Here is a 17,544-nt window from a genome sequence, read left to right as displayed (position 1 = left end):
CCGCCCAAGTAAGTTCAGGCGGGGCCCCATTACTACAAAAAACTACATAGGGGCACCCCTCATGACATCGGGTCAGTTCCGGTCGCCGCCGGTCTTCCAGTCGTCCCAGGACATCTGCCACACCGACCAGCCGTCGGTCGGCTCCAGCACCTGCGGGCCCGAGTTGGCGACTGTGATGATGTCGCCCTTCTTGGAAGTGTCCATCAGCCACTTCGCGTTCTCGGTCGAGAGGTTGATGCAGCCGTGGCTCACGTTCCGCTTGCCCTGCGAACCGACCGACCACGGCGCCGAGTGGTAGAAGATGCCGCTGTTCGACATCCGCACCGCGTACTTCACGAACGTCCGGTAGCCGGCCTTGCTGTCCGTCGGGACGCCGTAGGTGCTCGAGTCCATCGTGTACCCGGTGTGTTCGCTCATCACCGTGTAGGTCCCGGCCGGGGTGCTGCTCGACGGCTTGCCCATCGAGATCGGCATCTGCTTGACCTCTTGGTCGTTCACCACGACCTTCATCTGGTGCGTGCCGCCGTCCGCGGTCGCGACCAGCTTGTCGCCGACGACCACCTTGGCCGGCTTGTCCTCACGGCCGAAGGTGTTGTTGCCGAGGTTCTTGCCGTAGATCGCCGCGTTGACCGAGATCTTCGTGCCCGCCTTGAAGTACTCCTTGGGCCGCCAGATCACGGTCTTCTCACCGAACCAGTGGAACGCGCCCTCGGCCTGCGGCTCGGTGACGATCTTCAGCGCCTTCTCGGTCGCCGCCTTGTCCGGCACGTTGCCGGTGAAGGTGAAGATCAACGGCAGCCCAACGCCGACCGTCTCGCCTTCGACCAGGTTGATCGAGACGCCGATCTGCTTGCCCGGCTTGGACGTGGAGAAGGTCGAGGTCGCGGTGACCGGCTTGCCGTCCGTCCCGGTCGCGGCAGCAGTGACGGTGTAGGTCTTGCCGTAGCCGAGCGGTTCCGCCGACTCCCAGCCCGAACCGTCCGCCTTCGGCTTGCCCGCGACGACCTTGCCGTCGGCACCGGTCAGCTTGACCTCGCCCACCTTGCCGTCGGTGACGGCGACCGTGACCGGCTCACCAGGGGCCACATCCGCCGCACCCTGCGCCGGGGTCAACGTCATCGCGGCGGGCTTCGGCTCGGGAGCGGGCGCGCCGCTCTGCTGCGAACCACCGGGCGCGCCACCCGGAGACGGAGTATCACCCGACGGTGTACTGGTGCACGCGGCCAGTGTGAACCCGGCCACCAAAGCCACCAAAGCCACCCGCGACCGCCCCGTCGCTCCCCAGACCCTCATGCACACCGCCCGTTTCGCGTGGTACCAACCCCAACGTCTGGCTATAGTCTGCCTGACCGGCCGCAACGCCTGCGGCCGGATGGCCGAATCCATGTCGGCCGATCGTTAGGGGACCCCCCTGAAACGGGCCCCAGCAACCCTGTGTTAATGTTTTCCACGTCGCCGAGGGGAACACCAAAGCGGCGGAACAAGCAGGCGCCATTAGCTCAATTGGCAGAGCAGCTGGCTCTTAACCAGCGGGTTCGGGGTTCGAGTCCCTGATGGCGCACAGTTCGAAACATAGCCCACTGGCAAGATATCTTCTCAAAGAGGATCTTGCCAGTGGGCTATGTTCGTTGTCTGCCCCTCAGCCGACACAGGCTCGACGGGAGTCGGCAGGGTTCCTTCCGTGACGATTTTTCGCGCCACCTGCCTCTGGACCAGCAGTATCGTGAGCGAGTTCATTCCCAAGGGAGGGCTCCGTGGTTCGTGCGCTCGTCGTAGGTGCCGCATGGTTCCGCGAGCCAGGTCCAAACGGTGAGTGGGACGCTTCGATAGGTTCCCCGGGCTTCTCTCCGCTGCCGTCAGTTACCCCCGCCGTACATGGCCTCGCCGCCGTGTTGTCCCGTACCGACGGAGTAGAACTCGCCGGCGGCGCCGCCTTCGAGAACCCGGACTTGGAGACTCTGAAACAACAATGGCGTGCGCTGCGTGAGCACAGTGAACCCTTAGTGGTGCACTTCGCCGGTCACGGGGTGCCACGGGGGAAGTCGCTCTACCTGCCGGTCGCCGATACGGAACCTGGCCGCTTGCCCGCGACCGCGATCGATGTCGGCCGCTGGCTGGACGAAGCCGAACATACCGATGACGGGCCGCCAACCTTGTTCTTGCTGGATGTGTGCGGCGCCGGAGCGGCCGCGATCCACCAGCTCTGGCAAGACGTGCCCGACTGTGACCGGAAAGCCTGGGTCATCGCGGCGTGCGAGGAAAACAGCCTGGCTTACGGTGCCAAGTTCACTCAAGCCGCTACGGCGGTTCTGGAGCGGCTCCGCAAAAGAGAACTGGATCTTTCGCCGTCACTGCGGCATCTTCCTGTCGATACCTTCGCCGAAGAGATCGATCGTGAGCTCGACCGTCGGTCGACCGGTCTACCACAGACCGTGGTGCGGACCGCACGGCTGAGCGCCAGGGCTGTTGTACCGCCGTTCTTCCGAAATCCTGTGCACAGCCGGGACCTGTCACGCCGGGTCCGACTCGGTCTCGACTCGGCGCTCCGCGAGTTCGCGGACGGCGTCGTGACCGGAATGGACCCGATACATTTCTGGACAAGGGCCTCCGGTGTACCCCCAAGAGAATCGACGCTCGGCGGTTGTTACTTCAGCGGGCGTGCAAGCGAGCTTCAGCGAATCGGGGAATGGCTACGAGACGTGGACGGACCGCGGCTGTTCGGCGTGACTGGCAGCCCCGGTGCGGGCAAATCGGCACTGCTGGGTGTAGTCGCTTGCCTGGTGCATCCCGACCTGGCCGGGGTGGGAAGCATGGTGCGGTCGCGGGTACCTGCGGCACTGCGGCCGTCATTTGAGCACGGCCGTTTCGTCGCCGTCCACGCTAGGCGCCGAAGTACCACGGAGGTACTCGAGTCGATCGCGAGCCAACTCGGCCTCGGGCCCGCACCAGATGGGGGCTGGTCGGTGGCGAGTGTGACCACGAAGTTGGGTGAGCCAGCGGTCATACTGATCGATGCGGTCGACGAGTCGATCGATGGGGTGAAGCTGGTCGACGAGATCATTATTCCGCTCACCCGCACCACCGACGGCCCGCGTCACCGGGTACTGATCGGAGTCCGGCCGTGGTGGGAAAGCTACCCGGAACTGCGGTACGCGCTCCGGCAGGAGAACCTGCTTGACCTCGATTCGTCCACTTCGACCGAACAACTGGTGATCGACCTCAAGGTCTATCTCGACGATCTGCTCTACGCCACGCCGAAATATGCCGCTGCGGATCGTCGAGCAATAGCTGATGGCGTGGCACCGCGTCTCGCCCGGATCAGTCACGGCAGATTCCTACTGGCAGGGCTGTTCGTCGACCACATGGTGCGGACTCCGGCCATGTCCGTGCCGGACGCCCTCGACCGGCTCCCTTCGGATCTTCCCGGCATGCTCGAACTCCAGTTGGACAGCAGGCCGGCGTGGCTTCGAGCGGTTCTGGTCGCCGTCGCCCACGGCAAAGGCGAAGGGATGCCTCTTGAGCTGATCCACCACGCAGCGCTCGCCGTCGGCACCAGCGACCCGACCGAGGAAGATGTCCGCGATGCGCTTGCCGAGACGTCATTCTATTACCGCACCACCGCGGACGCTGATGGCAAGCAGCTGTACCGGTTCTTCCACCAAGCACTTGTCGATCACTTCGCCGATGAGCGGCATGCCCGCGCGATCGCCGAACGCTTGTTGTCCGTCATGCCGAAGGGCGGGAGATCTCGAGATTGGCACCTCGTGTCACCCTACTTGCTCAGAAACGCGATGGACCACGCCGTAGACCTCAACTCTCCGGCCTCGATCGACGCGCTGCTGCTGGATCCCTGGTTTCTCGTACACGCGGACGAGACGAGCATCGCCCGGCGACTCGGCGCGGCGACCTCTTCAACCGCGAGGAAGCACGCGTATGTGCATCGCCAAGCCGCCATGTGGTTCTCTTCGCACGATAAAGAGCAACGCAGGCAAGTCCTCGTTTTCGAGGCAGTGCGGCATGGGGCTTGGTCGCTTGCCCAGGAACTGTGCGAAGGCTTGGATGCGACCGAGCGTCCTCCGCTCGTGCCAAGGTGGTCCACCGGCCCGACCACGGTTCCGAACCTGCTCCTGACCTTCGGGCCGGACCCGGTCGACCATGTCACCGCCGTGGCAGTGGCGCACGTGCACAACATCCCGGTGGTACTCACGGGCGGCAAGAACGGCCGTATAGGCGTGCACGAAGCTGCCCGAGGAGAACTGCTCCGGACCTTCGATGTGCACGGAGCGCCGATCAAGGCCATCGAGACCGCGAATGTTCGCGGCGTCGTCGTCGCAGTGAGTCTCAGTGACGACAACATGGTGTGCATGTGGGATATCTCGGACGCGACTGTCATCAGCGCGCACGAATACGAGGAAGATCTGTCCGCGCTGTGCATCCAGAAATATGAGAGTGAATTCACGGCTTTCCTCAGCACTAGCGGGGGTGAACTCCTGAGCAGGAGTGTTCCGACCGGCGATCCGGTTTACGATGCCGTGGAGATACCTGCGGGAGCAGACGCGGTCTCGGTTGAGCACGCCCCTGAAGGCGGCTTGACTGCACGCCTTCTGTACGCGGAAGACCTTCGAGAAGACGAAGATCTGACGGCGCAAGCATGGGGACTCATCGACGATAGACTGGTGGAGATCAACGGATTCCGCTACGGAACTGTCGAGGTTTGCGCGCCTCATGATGGTTCCATTCTGCACCGACTACACGGCTACGATGCCGGCCTTGAGATCTACGAGGCTCCCTCCGACAGCAGAGACACCGCCCGGAAGAGTCGGGTATACCTGCTGCGGGCCCACTCGAATGACGAACGGCGGGTTTCGGCTGTCGCCGCCGGTTCACTGGGTGGCTTCCCCGTCGCGATCAGCGCGAACGGCAGCGGATTCGTTCGAGTGTGGGACGTTTCCCACCGCGCGCATGCGGGGCGCCGTCAGACAGCGGAGGTCGTGCCGGTCCTCATGACGATTCGCGAACGGCAAGCACTTGTCAGTTCGGACAACGACGGGCGGGTGCGGTTGTGGGACGCTGCCGACGGCACCTGGTTCGACGGCTTCACCGCCCACGATGATTCAGTGGACACCGCCCAGTACATCTCGGTCGAAGGAAGGTTGATGGCCGTCGAGCTGACTGCGGGCAGGATCATGGTTCACGATGTCGCGGATGGTGCTCTTGTGCACGAACTCGGGGGCGATGAGACCTACCTACTCGCGTTTGCCTGTGCCGAACTCGAAGGGCACCCGGTCTGTGTCAGTGGTGGTGAGGATCATGCCATCCGCGTATGGGACCTCATTTCAGGTTCACAATCGTGTGTGCTGTCCGGCCATGAAGGTGCTGTCCTCTCGATCGCCATCACGGCGACCGACCACAGGACGCTGATCGTCAGCTCCGCGCGTGACGCCACCGTCAGAGTGTGGGACGCGGTCACGGGATCAGCCCTAGGCTGCCCGGTACATCTACCGACGGGCACCTATTCAGCCGTGAAGCTTTCCGCGACCCGTGACGCGGTGGCCGCGTGTTTCGACGGCGAGGATTCCGTGTTCGATTTCGCCGAAAATTCCGCATTAAACAAAGCACAGTACACAAAGATCGACCCACCAAAACGCAGCCATGTCATCGTCTGGTTCCCAGGTGACCTCCTCTGCGATGACGCGGCGGCGAACGGGTGGGACCTGCAAACAGATGAGGATTGGTGGAACGGTGTACCGCAGACCGATACCGCCTTCACACTGCACACTTCCATTGAAACAAGTGAATCCCGGCTCGCTCAATGGGTCGGGGGCATGGTGGGCGAAGACGGGTACGACGTGATCGAATTGACCCGCGACACCTACGAAATCGCTCCGATCGCCGGAGATTGGCGTGAATATCCATTATTCTACGTAACGACGCACCGTCGCCGATCGGCCTGAAGGAGCCATGCGATGAATATCGTAGCGGTACACGGAATCGGCAACTACCGTCCAGGCTGGGAACCTGATGATGCCGCTCGCGATCTGGCGACTGAGTGGCATCACTGCCTCTCTGCGGGCTACACGGCGGCAGGACTCGACAACGCGAGCCTGTATGCGGTCAACGTCGCCTACTACGCCGATCTTCTCGCCGAACCAGAAGCCCAGGGCTCCGTAGAGGAACTACTCGGCACACTCAGTCCGGCGGAGGCGTCGTTACTCCGGGCTTGGCTGATCGAGGTCGGCGTCCCCGAACCACAGGAGGCACAAGGGCTACTGCTGGCACCGCTGCGCCAGGCGCTTGACTGGCTCGTCCAAAAGCGCCGCGTCTCGATCGGCGTGCTGACCAGAATCGGCGTCGGGCTGGTTCGCGAGGTGCACAGCTATTTGACGAAACCGGCACGCCGGCGTGCAGCATGCGAAGTCGTCGCGACCGCGATCGAGCAGCATCGGCCGTCGGTGGTACTGGCCCATTCACTCGGTTCGATCGTCGCCTACGAGGCGTTGCATGCCCATCCGGAACTCCGAGTCGACCGATTCGTGACCCTAGGTTCGCCGCTCGGGTTGCCCGGTGGGATCTTCGACGCACTGCTGCCAGAGCCCGAAGGTGGCATGGGCGCGAAACCGGCGTGTGTTGCAAAGTGGATCAACGTCGCCGATCCGAGCGATCTGGTCGCGTTGCCGATCCGTCTCGGTGACCGATTCCCGGTCGATCGGCATGCGACTTTTTCGATAGGGCCGTTCAACTTCCACAAGATGGGTAGATACCTCGAGCATCCGCGGACCGCCACGCTGATCGCGAATGGGTTTGAGCCGTCTTGAGAACTACCGAAAGAGCCTGGTTCGGCACGGGCCGCAGTGAGCTTTTCCAGACTTCGGCCTCTCCGAGCGCCGCAGTCCACCCCCTGCCCACAGGTCGGCGGCGGCGATAACACGGACCGCGAATCCGAAGGTCAACAGAGCCTCGGCGATCGATACGACGAGCAGATCCGCACGCAGGTCTTCAGCCGTCCAGCAGAGCACGACCGACACCAGTGCCGGGACTGCGAACATCAGCAGGTCCACGAGAAGCTGCATGGACTTGTCGAGTCGCCTCAGTGGATCGCGTCGGTGAACGGACTCCCAGGTGAGCAGTTGACCCGCACACTGGGTGGACGCCACGAGCGAGGGCGCCAGCTGCCGCCCCAGATACCTGCCGATCGCCGAGATCTTCTGATCGTTGACGAAGTAGGTCCAGCCCAGGACCACGCACACCAACGGCAGCAGCAGGAGCAGGTACGGACGACGACCGGTCGACTGGACCACCAAGGCCAGCGTCGCCGTCAGCGCTGCCAGCGCCGCGTACATCAGCCGGTCACGCAACACAATCCGTGACGTCTGTTCCGCTTTGAGGGCTTCGTACTCCGCCAGCAGGATGGCACTGGACGAGTCTTCGAGCATGGCTTCCTCAATTTGAGCTCCACTCATCGGCTTGGCACCTCCGTCAATCCGACCAGCTATGCGACCACATGGTCCGGCGGTCGTTCTCGAACTCGATCCAGTCACGGCCTTTGTGCGCCACGGCCTCCAGGATGGGAAGCGCCGCGTCCATTCCGGAGGTCGCCGCGGCGAGCTCTTTCAGCTCCGCCTCGTCGTCGACTTCCGCGTCGTTCTCGCCGTCGGGGCGATCGCTGATGGTGAAGATCTCCACGCCGTCCAGCAGCCGGAGGCGGAATTGCCGATTGCATACCTTGCGCTCCAGCTCTCCCGGGTTCTTGACCTGCTTCTCCTTGACTCTCAGTGAGGCGGAAGCGATGCGGTCGTAGCCGAAGACGTTCCACACCTCGTTCTTGACCTCTCCGGTGGTGAAGTTCAGATATACCCGCGATTCCCGGATGCCATGCCGGGTCAACAAAATGACGGTGACCAGATACGCCTCGTACCGCGGTGGGCCGTGCGAGACCACCCCGCGCCGGGCACCGGGTGCTTGCTGATTGAGGACGACGTGCGAGACGAGGTCCTGTTCGGCGATATCGCCTTTACGCAACGCTTCCGCCTTGATGTAGGCCTTGTCCAGGGCCAACCACCGGGCCATGTCGATGTCGTCCGGGCGATCGGACAGCTCATCTCGCCACCGCCCGTACTCGGCCATCTCTTGCTCGAACAGCGCGTCCGCGTCAGCCGAGAGGAGCCGGGTCGCCTTGCGGGCAGCGAAAAGTTCGATCACCGCGGGAAACGCGGACCAACCCCCCATCGCGAGCGGCACGACCTGCCAGCGGAGAGTGAGCCCCAGGAGACCCAACCCCGCCACGGTCACCAGGACTCCGGCCATCTGCCGGTTACGGGCGCCACTCGGGGCAGCGGGTTCTGCGTGAAGCCGAGTGTCGAGGCCCTGCCACTGCATGGCAACTCGCCGGGCGTGCCAATCGAACAGCCATTTCAACCGTTTGACGCTCTGGCTGTAGTTCTGGTCGTACCGCAGCCAATCATTGAATCTGCGCCGCAGGTACCAACGGTGCCCGGCCGCGTACCAAGACCAGTCTTCGGCATCCGGCGGGCTCGCGTCGCGAAAACAACGCTCGATGAGCTTGTCGACCTGGCTGGGCTCGGACGGTTCGTCCGCGGGCAGTGCCGCGTCACGTCGAGAGGCAAGATGCAGCACATGCCCGGTGTACTCGACGCCGTAGCGGATCATCACGACACTGCCCGCGATCAGCAGCAGCAATCCGCCCCAGAAAAGAAGATTCATCGGTCCGAAGAACAGTCCGGCGAAGGAGAGCACCGTGACCGTGCCCCCGATGAACAGAGGGCGGCTGCGATCGCTGTCCGCGGTGGACGTCCGGACCCGATACCTGGCGGGCTTCGCGGGTTCGGGTTCGAAGAACTTCCGGGCCCGTTCCTGTCGATTCCGGGAAAGGCGTTCGATACTGACCTTGTGCTTTCGCTCGGCATCGAGCTGGCGCTCCAGGACGCCGGTGACCAACAGCGAAAGATGCCGGCTGATCTCGTCCTGCCGCTCGGCGGAAAGTTCACCGAACGCGGCCACGGTGGTGAAGGATCCGCCACCGGCATCGGTCCGGACGAGGTCGACGAGGCTCTGGACAACGCGGTGTGATCGGGACCATTCATCGTCCGATAGTGAGGCGCAGAGCTTTCCCACGTCCCGGATTCTTCTGGCCAGGTCCACCGTGAGGTCTCCGAAACCGCGTTCGCTGAACACGGACAGCACGTAGTAATAGATGCGTTCGGTCGACTGATGCCCGTTGAAGACAAGCTCGCCGAACAGTTTTTCGGCGCGGCGGGGCAAACCGCCGATGAGATAGGCGAGCGCGACATCGTGCCTGCGCTCGGCGGTGTCCTCGTCGGAGACGGTGTAGATGGTCGCGTCATGGAAGACGCTCTCTACGTTTTGCACACCGATCTGCTGGCCGACCTGGGCGTTGCCGGAAGCGATATTCTCGTTCTCGATGCTCTCGACGACTGTGTCCCCGCTCATCGGAAACCCCGGAAGGAGCCGAAGTGGACGCCGTTCTGCTGCCCTACCCGGGCGTTGTCCCGCGCGATGTTCTTGTTGCGAATGGTGGGGACCGGGGACGGCGGTGGCTCATCGGCGCCGGCAGCGTCATCGTCGGGTTCGAGGGCGGTGATCAGCGCGATGGCGAAGGCCGCCGCGTTGCGAGCAGCGAGCTGTTGTCCGCCTTCGCCGTCCGCAGCGGCTTTCCGGCCGTCTGCGAAGTCGCTGATGCCTCGCACCGCCACGGCGCGGACCTGGTCGCCGAGATGGGCCGCGTGCGCGAAACCGGAACTCTCCATGTCGATGGCCACTGCGTCGTTGTAAGACTTGTGCAGCCGCTCGGCCAGTTCGGAAACACGGGAATTGAGGACGACATCGCCCACCGCGACGGCTTCGAAATAGACCATCGGCGCACCACCCTCCGCCCCACCAGGCAGGAACGAATGCCAAGCGCCACCGCGTGGCAACCTTCGCGCCTCCTGATCGAGACGGTGCGAGACGGACCAAGCGGAAGGGCGCACCAGGAACTCGTCATCTTCGCTGCGGCCGCCCTGGTAGGAGTAGATCTTGGTCGCCACGACCACATCACCGGTCATGAGCCAGTCGCGCAACGCACCCGCGACGCCGACGAACACCATGGCCTCAGGGGCGAACTCGGCATTGGCCCGTTCGGTGAGCGTGGCGGCGGTCGTGGTGCCGGCGCCGGTCTGAACAACCGCGACCCGATGTCCCGGATGTCCCGCGACCGTACCGACATCGAACACGGTGCCCAGTTTGTGCCGGTGCGGACGTACATCGACAAGGTGCTCAAGCACGGCCGTGTGTTCCACGGGCAGCGCGGTCATGATCACATTCACTGGTTTTCACTCCAACACGGTCAGGGTGATTCAGGAACGGACTCCCCCACGAGGCGTCCGGCGAGATCAGCGGGGCCAGCAGCGGCCTCGCGCTTATTGTCAGAATGACACGAACACGTGCCCGCGGCAAGCCCTGCGTAGAGCCAATGGTCAGAATGACAAAAACTGCGTCAGGCCCCGAAGCGTGACCGCATCATCGGTGGGACCAGCTCGGCCGCGTCGCCTGCCCGATAAAGGGCAGCGGGCCTGCCGGTAAGGGAAGCTCGCTTCTCGCCGGTGGGCACCACGAAGCCGTCTGCGTCGGTGACCTTCCGGTGGAAGTTCGGCTTGTCCAGCACGACCCCCCACACCGCTTCGTAAACCTCGCGCAAGTCGGCGATGGTGAACTCAGGGCCGCAGAATGCGGTGGCGATGGAGCTGAACTGCAGCAGCGTGCGAGCCAGTTCCACCGCGTCGGCCAGGATGCGATCGTGGTCGAAGGCCAGCATCAGGTCTGCGGCCTCCGCGACCGGCGACCAGCGGGCGGTTCGCGCGTCGGAACCGGCGACAGGCACAGGCAGGTCCGGCGCGATAGCGAGGTAGGCGCAAGTCACCACCCGCGGACGCCGCGGGTCCCGGTCCGGCGCGGAGTACACACCCACCTGCTGCAGCTTCAACGTCTCGGCATCGAGCCCTGTTTCCTCGGCCAGCTCTCGCGCCGCGGTCAGCTCTAGCGACTCGTCACCGCGCAGGAATCCACCGGGCAAAGCCATGTGGCCCCGGAACGGGTCGTTCTTCCGCTCCACCAGGAGCACGCACAGCCCACCGTCCCGAATGGTCAGAATGACCAGGTCGGCGGTGAGAGTGACAGTCTGCCGGGCGCGGCTCATGCGCGAAGACTACCCACTGGCGTCACATCCCCTTGCCGATCGCCGTCGCCCCGAAGGACTGACGGCCGAGAGATAATGAGCCATGGGATACACGCTGCAAGCCGTCGTCGCCGCCCATCCGTTACTGAGCAAGCTGGCCGGTAACACCGACGCCGCACACATCGTGCCGCTGGGGCAGCGGCTCTCGCTACTCCCGATGACCGACGAACTGTTCGACGCGGTCACCGACACCGACGCACCCCGACTCGACGGATTCTGGAAGATGCCCGCGGGATTCGACCGCAGGCTGGCCGATTGTTCGGCGAGCGGTCCGGTGGCCTACCTCGAAGCCGAGTACTTCGGAGGGGTAGGCACACAGAGCGCACAGGTATGGGACAAAGGACGGGTCGTCCTCGGACCGCTGCACCTTGAGGAGAACCAGCCGACTCCACCTGGCGGCAGCCCGATCTCCCAGGCGCTCCGGCTCCTCGGGGTCGGCAAAGGTGACCATCACGACGAGTTCGAGGCGATCGGGCTCGGCAGGCATCGTGACACCGATGGCTGGATCGACCTCCCGGCAAAGGGGTGAGGCAGGGGTCCCCCGCGGAGAACCCCTGCCGTCTGATCAGGCCTCGCCGGGAGTCGGGGCGAGGACGAGGGACACGAATCCCCAGCTGTCCCGGTAAACCCGGAGCCATTCGGTCCGGCGAAGGTTCGCCATCGCGAGCGCTTCCGCGCTGTCCGGATCGGCGGGATGGTCAAGAGCCCAGGAGGCCAGCGACCCCCAGCAGGACCATTCGTAGGCGTCCAGTTCGTGGCGCGTGCTGACGTGCCCGTGGACCGGGGTCCATCCGTCCGTGACCACGCGGTCCACGGTGGTCGCCAGATCGGCGCCCTCCCCCAGCATCTCGACGGCTTCAGCGGACGGCGGCCGCTCCCAGAAGCCGTCTCCGATCAGGACGCGGCCGCCGGGCGCCAGATGCCGCCGGGCCGCGGCCAGTGTGGGGAGCAGGCCGCCGAAAGCGTGCGTGGCACCGACGCTGATCACCAAATCGAACTGGTCGGCCGAAGTGAAACCCGCGGCGTCTTGGTGGTGCAGGACGAGGCGGTCATCGGCGGCACGGCGAGCCTGGCGCAGGGCGTCCTCGGAGATGTCGACGCCCTCGGCCCGCAGGCCCGGACGGGCGGCCAAGGCACGCAGCAGCCACTCCCCGGTGCCGCAGCCGAGGTCGAGGACGCGTTCATCGCCTCGCGGAAGTCCTGCTTCCAGCAGCCTGTCGACCGAGGTGTCGTCGAGCGGCGACTTGATCGGGTGATCAGTGTGGGCGATGCGTGAGATCTGTTCGCGGTTCAAGTGTGAGGCCTTTCGAGAGGATGACTGTCGAAATCGGGTTCGACGGCTCGACACTTGTGCGCATGTGCTGCACACCTCCTCCTCTGGAACGGGCCTGGCCGCCCGCACCCTAGTCAGCCGGGAAGCGCGTCCACAACGCGTTTTTGGCTGAACCGCAGCATGTTCCCGGACGGGTCGAGGAACGCGCAGTCGCGGACGCCGTAAGGACGATCGATGGGTTCTTGCATCACTTCGGCGTCGGTGGCCTCGATGTGCTCGAAGGTGGCGTCACAGTCGTCCGTCGCGAAGGTGAGACTGCCCAGCGACCGCTCGTCCGGCGTCGTGAGGACGATCCGCAGTTCCGGCTGCGACGGCGGGCTGACGCTCACCTTCTGACCGTCGTCATGGACCTTGAAGCCGAGCACATCGCGGTAGAAACCGATCGCTTCGCCGAGATCGTGGACGGCGAGAGCGCAGCACGAGAGTCTGAGATCCACGTGTCACTCGCCTCCGAGGTAGACCACGTCGAGGTCACCGAGGAGAGCCGGATCGGCCTGGAGCTCGATGCCGGTGATCTTCCCGTCGTCGACGGTGAACGTGAAGACGACCTGAGGCCGGCCGCGATGTGCCCAGACCGCCGCTGGAACGCCGTCGACCAGGGCGAGCCGGGCGGCCTCGGCCCGTCCGGAGAAGACGGCCGCCACCGCGTCGGCGCCGCGTGCCTCGGCGGTCGCGCCCATCCGCACGGCCGCCGGGTCGGCGACGAGCACGGCGTTCGCGTCGAGCAGCGAGAGCAGGGCGGCGAAGTCCCCGTCACGCGAGGCGGCAAGGAACGCCTCGACGACCTCGCGCTTACGGGATCTCGCGGCGTCAGACGCGGCGGCCGCTCCCTGTACCCGCCGCCGGGCCCGGCTGGCGAGCTGCCGGGCCGCGGCCGGCGAGCGGTCGATGATCTCGCCGATCTCGCCGAACGACACGGCGAAGATGTCGTGCAGCACGAAGGCGAGCCGCTCGGCGGGAGTCAGGGTGTCCAGCACCACCATCAACGCCACCCCGACCGAGTCGGCCAGCAGCGCGTCGTCCTCAGGGCCCGCCTGCGACGAGACGGGCTCGGGCGGCAGCGCGCCGGCGGGCTCCTCGCGCCGGACCTGACGCGCCTCGAGCATGTTCAGGCAGACCCGGGCGACGACCGTGGTCAGCCATCCACCCGGATTTTCCACCTGTCCGGTGTCAGCCCGGCTGACCCGCAGCCACGCCTCCTGCACCGCGTCCTCGGCGTCGCCGGGGGAACGGAGCATCCGGTAGGCCACCGCCCGCAGGCGATCGTGGTGTTCGGCGAACCGCTCGGTCAGCCAGTCCTGTTCGACCATCTGTCACATTCCTCCGTCCGGACCTGTCATCCCGTTTGACCGGCGACACCACGCCGATGTGACAGCACGAAGGAGACAGGGAATGAAAGCGCACGTCAGCTCGATCCTCCTCGCCGTCGAGGACATGGACCGGGCCAAGCGGTTCTACACCGAGGGGCTGGGCTGGAAGATCAAGAACAACTACGGCGTCTCCGTGTTCTTCGAGTCGGACGGAGCGTCGCCCGTCGGCTTCTACCGGCGCGAAGGCCTGGCAGACCAGGTGGGCACGAGCGCTGAGGGCAGCGGTTTCAGCGGGCTGGTCCTCACCTACGTCGTCCGCAGTGAGGAGCGTGTCGACGAGATCATCGCCGAAGCCGAGAAGGCGGGCGCCACCGTCCTCAAGCCCGCCGGCGCCTTGCCGTGGGGCGGATACGGCGGCACCTTCGCGGACCTGGACGGCTACATCTGGAGCCTCGGCTACAGCGCCCAGGGAACGGACCAGCTCTACGCGGAATAGCCGGGTCCGGCCTGCCGAACCCGGTTCAACCGGTCTCGGCAGGCCAGGTCCAGGCCATCCCCCGGATCCCGGGCGTCACCGCGCTCGTGAACGCGATCGCGGGAGAAAGCGTCGAGAGCGGCACGTCGGCGACGTCCCGCTCCGGGCCGGAGACGTGGTCGATCCGATACGAATGACAGCTCGACGGCATCGCCTCCGGAGCGAAGTGGATCTCCAGGAGGTACTCCGGCGTCGAATGGCGGAACCGGCGGTCGTAGCGGTCGTCGGGGACGCCGTCGGTGTACTCGAACTCGTACTCGAAGATCGCGGTCTCGCCGGGCGCGAGCATCCGGTTCGGCACCAGTTCGCTGACGATGAGCGCCTGTTCGGTGAGCATCTCGGTGCGGCCGGGCACGCAGTACCGGGTCGCCACCAGCTTCGGCGGGCTTCCCGGCGCGCAGCCGCGCAGGGCCACGACCCTGGTCTGGACCGGTTCGTCGGTGGCACGGACGACCTCGCGCACCCGCTGCCGCGTCAGCGTCCGGTCGGCGCCGACGTACAGGGATTCGTGCAGGCTCAACAGCACGACGGAAGGCTCGTCCGCCGATTCGAACGAGTGCAGCACGGAAAGCACCGGCTCTCGCGGATCCCACAGCCGGTCCCAGCCGACGACGCGGCGTATCGCGGAACGTTCGCTTTCCGGCCGGTGCAGCAGATCCCGCAAGGATGCCGGGGGAAGCCCCAGCAGGTCCTCCAGCAAGGCGACGGCCCGCAGCGACTCGGGGCGCTCGGGCCGGGTCCGCCCGGTCCGCCAGTAGCTCAGCGTCGTCGTGCTGATCGACACACCCGCTCTGGCGAGCCGCTCCTTCACCCTGCCCAGTCCCAGCCCGCTGCGGTCGATGGCCTGCGACAAAGCCTTGCTGAAGGGCCCGGTGGCGAGCGCGCGCACCAGTTCCTCGTCGGCGCGGGTGCCAGGGGTGACGGCGAACAGCGACATCGGCTTCTCGACCTCCGCTGTGATCTTGGATCGCCTTTCGACGGAGGCGCAATCCGCAGAAAGTACTGTCCTGTTCCGTTGCCAGGGATTTCTATCCGGCACACATAATCCCCGGGCGCGAACCTTTCGACGATGACCGTATTCCGGACAATTCGGAGAAACCATTCCGACGGCCCGATTCCCGCACGGCGTGTTCCCGATCCCGAGGCGTGAACGTTCCGGGCTTCCGGCGGTGATGACTTGCCTCTCAACGGAAAAACCGAGGCGAGCCAGTGTTCCGCCTCCTCTGCCCCAGGCGGAACGATCCGCGACTTTCGTATCCCTACCTACGAAGGTATTCCGCCTCTCCTCTTGTCGGACATCTTTGATCGGGCCGGCATCGAGCACCTCTGCCGGATTCCCCATCCCCCCGTTCACCCACGACCACCAGGCGGCTTTGCCGCCCGATTGTGAGCAACCATGCGAAAACTGGCTTCAGTCGCTCTCGGGATCCTGGCGGCGGCACTGGCGGTGTCCGCACCCGGAATCGCGAACGCTCAGACGGACTCGGGTGTCCAGCCCTCGATCATCGGAGGCGGCACCGCCACGGAGACCTACAGCTTCATGGTCTCGCTCAACAACGGCTGCGGCGGCAGCCTCGTCGCGCCCCAGTGGATCGTGACGGCCACCCACTGCGGCAGCGCTTCGCAGGGCCGGATCGGTTCGACGAACAAGAACTCCGGCGGAGAGGTCGGCAGGATCGACCGCCGGGTCAACAAACCCGGCACCGACCTCACCCTGATGCACCTGTCCACGGCCGTCCGCGCCACCCCGGTCCCGATGGCCACGAGCAACCCGGCGCCGAACACCACCGCGCGGCTCCTCGGCTGGGGCTGCACCAGCTGGCCGAGCTGCAGCACTCCGACCACGTTGCGCCAGATCGATCTCCGTGTCCTCCCCAGCAGCTCCTGCTACGCCGGCGGTGGCGGCTCCGGTGACGTCTGCATCTCCGGCGACCGCACGCATTCGGCCTGCCACGGCGACTCCGGCGGACCGGCTGTCGTCGGCACCACCGGACGCTGGACCCTGGTCGGCGAGACGCACGGCCCCGGCGACAACGGCGGCGAGTGCGCGACCAGCACCCTCTACACCGGCATCGCCCAGCACCTGAGCTGGATCAAGCAGCAGACCGGCGTCTGAGCGCCGTAGCACGGAAAAACGGCACGCCTCGTCCATCGAGGCGTGCCGTTTTTCGTCCATTTTGGACAGCGGCGCGCGGCGCAATCCTCCGAAAGAACTGTTCTTTCCCGTTGATCCGTTCGGATCTTCTCGCGGATTTCCCGGAGCACCTCGGCTGAATACGTTCGAAGTGTCCCCCTCCCCTGCGTTTTCCCGAGGAGTCCCCATGCGTGAGAACACCGGCAGCGTCGCCCGTGCCATCGCCCTTCTCGCCGGTACCTGTGCCGCGTTCGCGACCCTGGCCGCCGCGCCCGCGGCGGCGAGCGCCCCGACCGCCCCGGTCTCGCCCGGTGCCGCGCCGTCGATCATCGGCGGCAGCACCGCCCAGAACCCCGGCTACATCGCCCGGTTCAACGGCCACGCCAACGGCTACACCTTCTTCTGCACCAGCACGCTGATCAGCTCGCGCTGGGTGCTCACCGCCAAGCACTGCCTGTACGACAACAACGGGCAGCGCCTGAAGGACATCGACCTCTACATCGGTTCCAACAGCGCTTCCGGTGGCGTGCACGCCAAGGCTTCGGCGACCTATCTCTACTCGGGCGGCGACCTCGCCCTGATCAAGCTGAACGCAGACGGTGGAAGCACGTTCGCGAAGCTCGCGAGCAGCTCTTCCGACGCTCAGGAAGGGGATTCCGCCCGCGTGTACGGCTGGGGCGCGACCCAGGCCGACCACGAAGGCGACCACCAGTCGAAGGTGCTCAAGCAGGCGACGGTCCGCATCTCCGACACGAACGCCCAGGACAACTACGGCGGCCCGGCCATCGACGCCGACACCCCGAACGGCGCGGTCGCGGGCGGGGACTCGGGCGGCCCGATGATCGACGACGGTGTCCAGGTCGGCGTGTGCTCGACCAGCGACCGGTCCAGCACCACCAGCTACGGCAGCGTCGCCGCGGGCCGTGACTGGATCCGTCAGACCAGCGGGGTCTGACGGCGAGGGCGGGCCGCCTGCCGATC

The 17,544-nt window shown here is 65.5% G+C and carries 15 protein-coding genes and 1 tRNA gene; 7 read left to right on the top strand and 9 right to left on the bottom strand.

The features are described 5' to 3' along the window. Positions 1-72: 72 nt before the first annotated feature. Positions 73-1,293, bottom strand: a complete 1,221-nt coding sequence (locus tag ACFWMR_RS22135; RefSeq protein WP_378379709.1) for a L,D-transpeptidase — start codon at positions 1,291-1,293, stop codon at positions 73-75. A 195-nt stretch (positions 1,294-1,488) separates the two neighbouring features. Between ACFWMR_RS22135 and ACFWMR_RS22130 the strand changes: the two genes are divergently transcribed. From ACFWMR_RS22130 to ACFWMR_RS22120, 3 genes are all read left to right on the top strand, one after another. Then, a tRNA-Lys gene (locus tag ACFWMR_RS22130) sits at positions 1,489-1,561 on the top strand. A gap of 193 nt (positions 1,562-1,754) precedes the next feature. After that, positions 1,755-5,954, top strand: a complete 4,200-nt coding sequence (locus ACFWMR_RS22125; RefSeq protein WP_378379708.1) for a hypothetical protein — start codon at positions 1,755-1,757, stop codon at positions 5,952-5,954. A 12-nt stretch (positions 5,955-5,966) separates the two neighbouring features. After that, positions 5,967-6,815, top strand: a complete 849-nt coding sequence (locus tag ACFWMR_RS22120) for a serine peptidase (protein WP_378379707.1) — start codon at positions 5,967-5,969, stop codon at positions 6,813-6,815. Positions 6,816-6,818: 3 nt separating this feature from the next. Here the strand turns inward: ACFWMR_RS22120 and ACFWMR_RS22115 are convergent, their stop codons facing one another. From ACFWMR_RS22115 to ACFWMR_RS22100, 4 genes are all read right to left on the bottom strand, one after another. Further along, complete coding sequence (locus ACFWMR_RS22115) at positions 6,819-7,460, bottom strand: hypothetical protein (protein WP_378379706.1); 642 nt, start codon at positions 7,458-7,460, stop codon at positions 6,819-6,821. Positions 7,461-7,476: 16 nt separating this feature from the next. Beyond that, positions 7,477-9,468 (bottom strand): hypothetical protein, encoded by a 1,992-nt coding sequence (locus tag ACFWMR_RS22110; RefSeq protein ID WP_378379705.1) that lies wholly within the window; start codon positions 9,466-9,468, stop codon positions 7,477-7,479. Next, on the bottom strand, positions 9,465-10,331 hold the full coding sequence (locus tag ACFWMR_RS22105; RefSeq protein WP_378379704.1) for a 5'-methylthioadenosine/S-adenosylhomocysteine nucleosidase family protein: 867 nt from the start codon (positions 10,329-10,331) through the stop codon (positions 9,465-9,467). Before ACFWMR_RS22105 ends, ACFWMR_RS22110 begins: the two co-directional genes overlap by 4 nt. 182 nt (positions 10,332-10,513) lie before the next feature. After that, a complete protein-coding gene (locus ACFWMR_RS22100) occupies positions 10,514-11,212 on the bottom strand; it encodes an NUDIX hydrolase (protein ID WP_378379703.1) in 699 nt (232 codons plus the stop codon). Between the two features lie 82 nt (positions 11,213-11,294). On the opposite strand from ACFWMR_RS22100, the gene ACFWMR_RS22095 reads away from it, so the two are divergent. Then, positions 11,295-11,780, top strand: coding sequence for a hypothetical protein (locus tag ACFWMR_RS22095; protein WP_378379702.1), 486 nt, complete (start codon positions 11,295-11,297; stop codon positions 11,778-11,780). A gap of 36 nt (positions 11,781-11,816) precedes the next feature. Here the strand turns inward: ACFWMR_RS22095 and ACFWMR_RS22090 are convergent, their stop codons facing one another. The 3 genes from ACFWMR_RS22090 to ACFWMR_RS22080 form a co-directional block, all read right to left on the bottom strand. Continuing rightward, the gene (locus ACFWMR_RS22090) at positions 11,817-12,545 is read right to left on the bottom strand and encodes an SAM-dependent methyltransferase (RefSeq protein WP_378379701.1); all 729 of its coding nucleotides are present in this window, start codon (positions 12,543-12,545) and stop codon (positions 11,817-11,819) included. Between the two features lie 113 nt (positions 12,546-12,658). Beyond that, the gene (locus ACFWMR_RS22085; RefSeq protein ID WP_378379700.1) at positions 12,659-13,021 is read right to left on the bottom strand and encodes a VOC family protein; all 363 of its coding nucleotides are present in this window, start codon (positions 13,019-13,021) and stop codon (positions 12,659-12,661) included. Between the two features lie 3 nt (positions 13,022-13,024). Continuing rightward, entirely contained in the window at positions 13,025-13,894 is an 870-nt protein-coding gene (locus ACFWMR_RS22080; RefSeq protein ID WP_378277996.1) for a sigma-70 family RNA polymerase sigma factor, read from the bottom strand. Between the two features lie 82 nt (positions 13,895-13,976). On the opposite strand from ACFWMR_RS22080, the gene ACFWMR_RS22075 reads away from it, so the two are divergent. Then, positions 13,977-14,390, top strand: a complete 414-nt coding sequence (locus tag ACFWMR_RS22075; protein WP_093939177.1) for a VOC family protein — start codon at positions 13,977-13,979, stop codon at positions 14,388-14,390. Between the two features lie 25 nt (positions 14,391-14,415). On the opposite strand, the gene ACFWMR_RS22070 is transcribed toward ACFWMR_RS22075, so the two are convergent. Continuing rightward, positions 14,416-15,366 (bottom strand): hypothetical protein, encoded by a 951-nt coding sequence (locus ACFWMR_RS22070; protein WP_378379699.1) that lies wholly within the window; start codon positions 15,364-15,366, stop codon positions 14,416-14,418. 459 nt (positions 15,367-15,825) lie between these two features. Here ACFWMR_RS22070 and ACFWMR_RS22065 point away from each other — a divergent pair, with 459 nt between their 5' ends. Beyond that, positions 15,826-16,545 (top strand): S1 family peptidase, encoded by a 720-nt coding sequence (locus tag ACFWMR_RS22065; protein ID WP_093939175.1) that lies wholly within the window; start codon positions 15,826-15,828, stop codon positions 16,543-16,545. A gap of 205 nt (positions 16,546-16,750) precedes the next feature. After that, the gene (locus ACFWMR_RS22060; protein WP_093939174.1) at positions 16,751-17,518 is read left to right on the top strand and encodes a S1 family peptidase; all 768 of its coding nucleotides are present in this window, start codon (positions 16,751-16,753) and stop codon (positions 17,516-17,518) included. Positions 17,519-17,544: the final 26 nt, after the last annotated feature.

The sequence above is a fragment of the Amycolatopsis thailandensis genome, from assembly GCF_042723255.1.
Classification (GTDB): domain Bacteria; phylum Actinomycetota; class Actinomycetes; order Mycobacteriales; family Pseudonocardiaceae; genus Amycolatopsis; species Amycolatopsis thailandensis.
The sequence above is the reverse complement of the archived record's forward strand: the minus strand, read 5'-3'. Positions and strand labels throughout refer to the sequence as shown.

Excerpts from the sequence above, each read along its gene's own strand:
- ACFWMR_RS22075 (WP_093939177.1), top strand. The coding sequence starts at position 13,977 with ATGAAAGCGCACGTCAGCTCGATCCTCCTCGCCGTCGAGGACATGGAC.
- ACFWMR_RS22095 (WP_378379702.1), top strand. The coding sequence starts at position 11,295 with ATGGGATACACGCTGCAAGCCGTCGTCGCCGCCCATCCGTTACTGAGC.
- ACFWMR_RS22110 (WP_378379705.1), bottom strand. The coding sequence starts at position 9,468 with ATGAGCGGGGACACAGTCGTCGAGAGCATCGAGAACGAGAATATCGCT.
- ACFWMR_RS22135 (WP_378379709.1), bottom strand. The coding sequence starts at position 1,293 with ATGAGGGTCTGGGGAGCGACGGGGCGGTCGCGGGTGGCTTTGGTGGCT.
- ACFWMR_RS22105 (WP_378379704.1), bottom strand. The coding sequence starts at position 10,331 with ATGACCGCGCTGCCCGTGGAACACACGGCCGTGCTTGAGCACCTTGTC.
- ACFWMR_RS22100 (WP_378379703.1), bottom strand. The coding sequence starts at position 11,212 with ATGAGCCGCGCCCGGCAGACTGTCACTCTCACCGCCGACCTGGTCATT.
- ACFWMR_RS22080 (WP_378277996.1), bottom strand. The coding sequence starts at position 13,894 with ATGGTCGAACAGGACTGGCTGACCGAGCGGTTCGCCGAACACCACGAT.
- ACFWMR_RS22065 (WP_093939175.1), top strand. The coding sequence starts at position 15,826 with ATGCGAAAACTGGCTTCAGTCGCTCTCGGGATCCTGGCGGCGGCACTG.
- ACFWMR_RS22060 (WP_093939174.1), top strand. The coding sequence starts at position 16,751 with ATGCGTGAGAACACCGGCAGCGTCGCCCGTGCCATCGCCCTTCTCGCC.
- ACFWMR_RS22070 (WP_378379699.1), bottom strand. The coding sequence starts at position 15,366 with ATGTCGCTGTTCGCCGTCACCCCTGGCACCCGCGCCGACGAGGAACTG.
- ACFWMR_RS22115 (WP_378379706.1), bottom strand. The coding sequence starts at position 7,460 with ATGAGTGGAGCTCAAATTGAGGAAGCCATGCTCGAAGACTCGTCCAGT.
- ACFWMR_RS22120 (WP_378379707.1), top strand. The coding sequence starts at position 5,967 with ATGAATATCGTAGCGGTACACGGAATCGGCAACTACCGTCCAGGCTGG.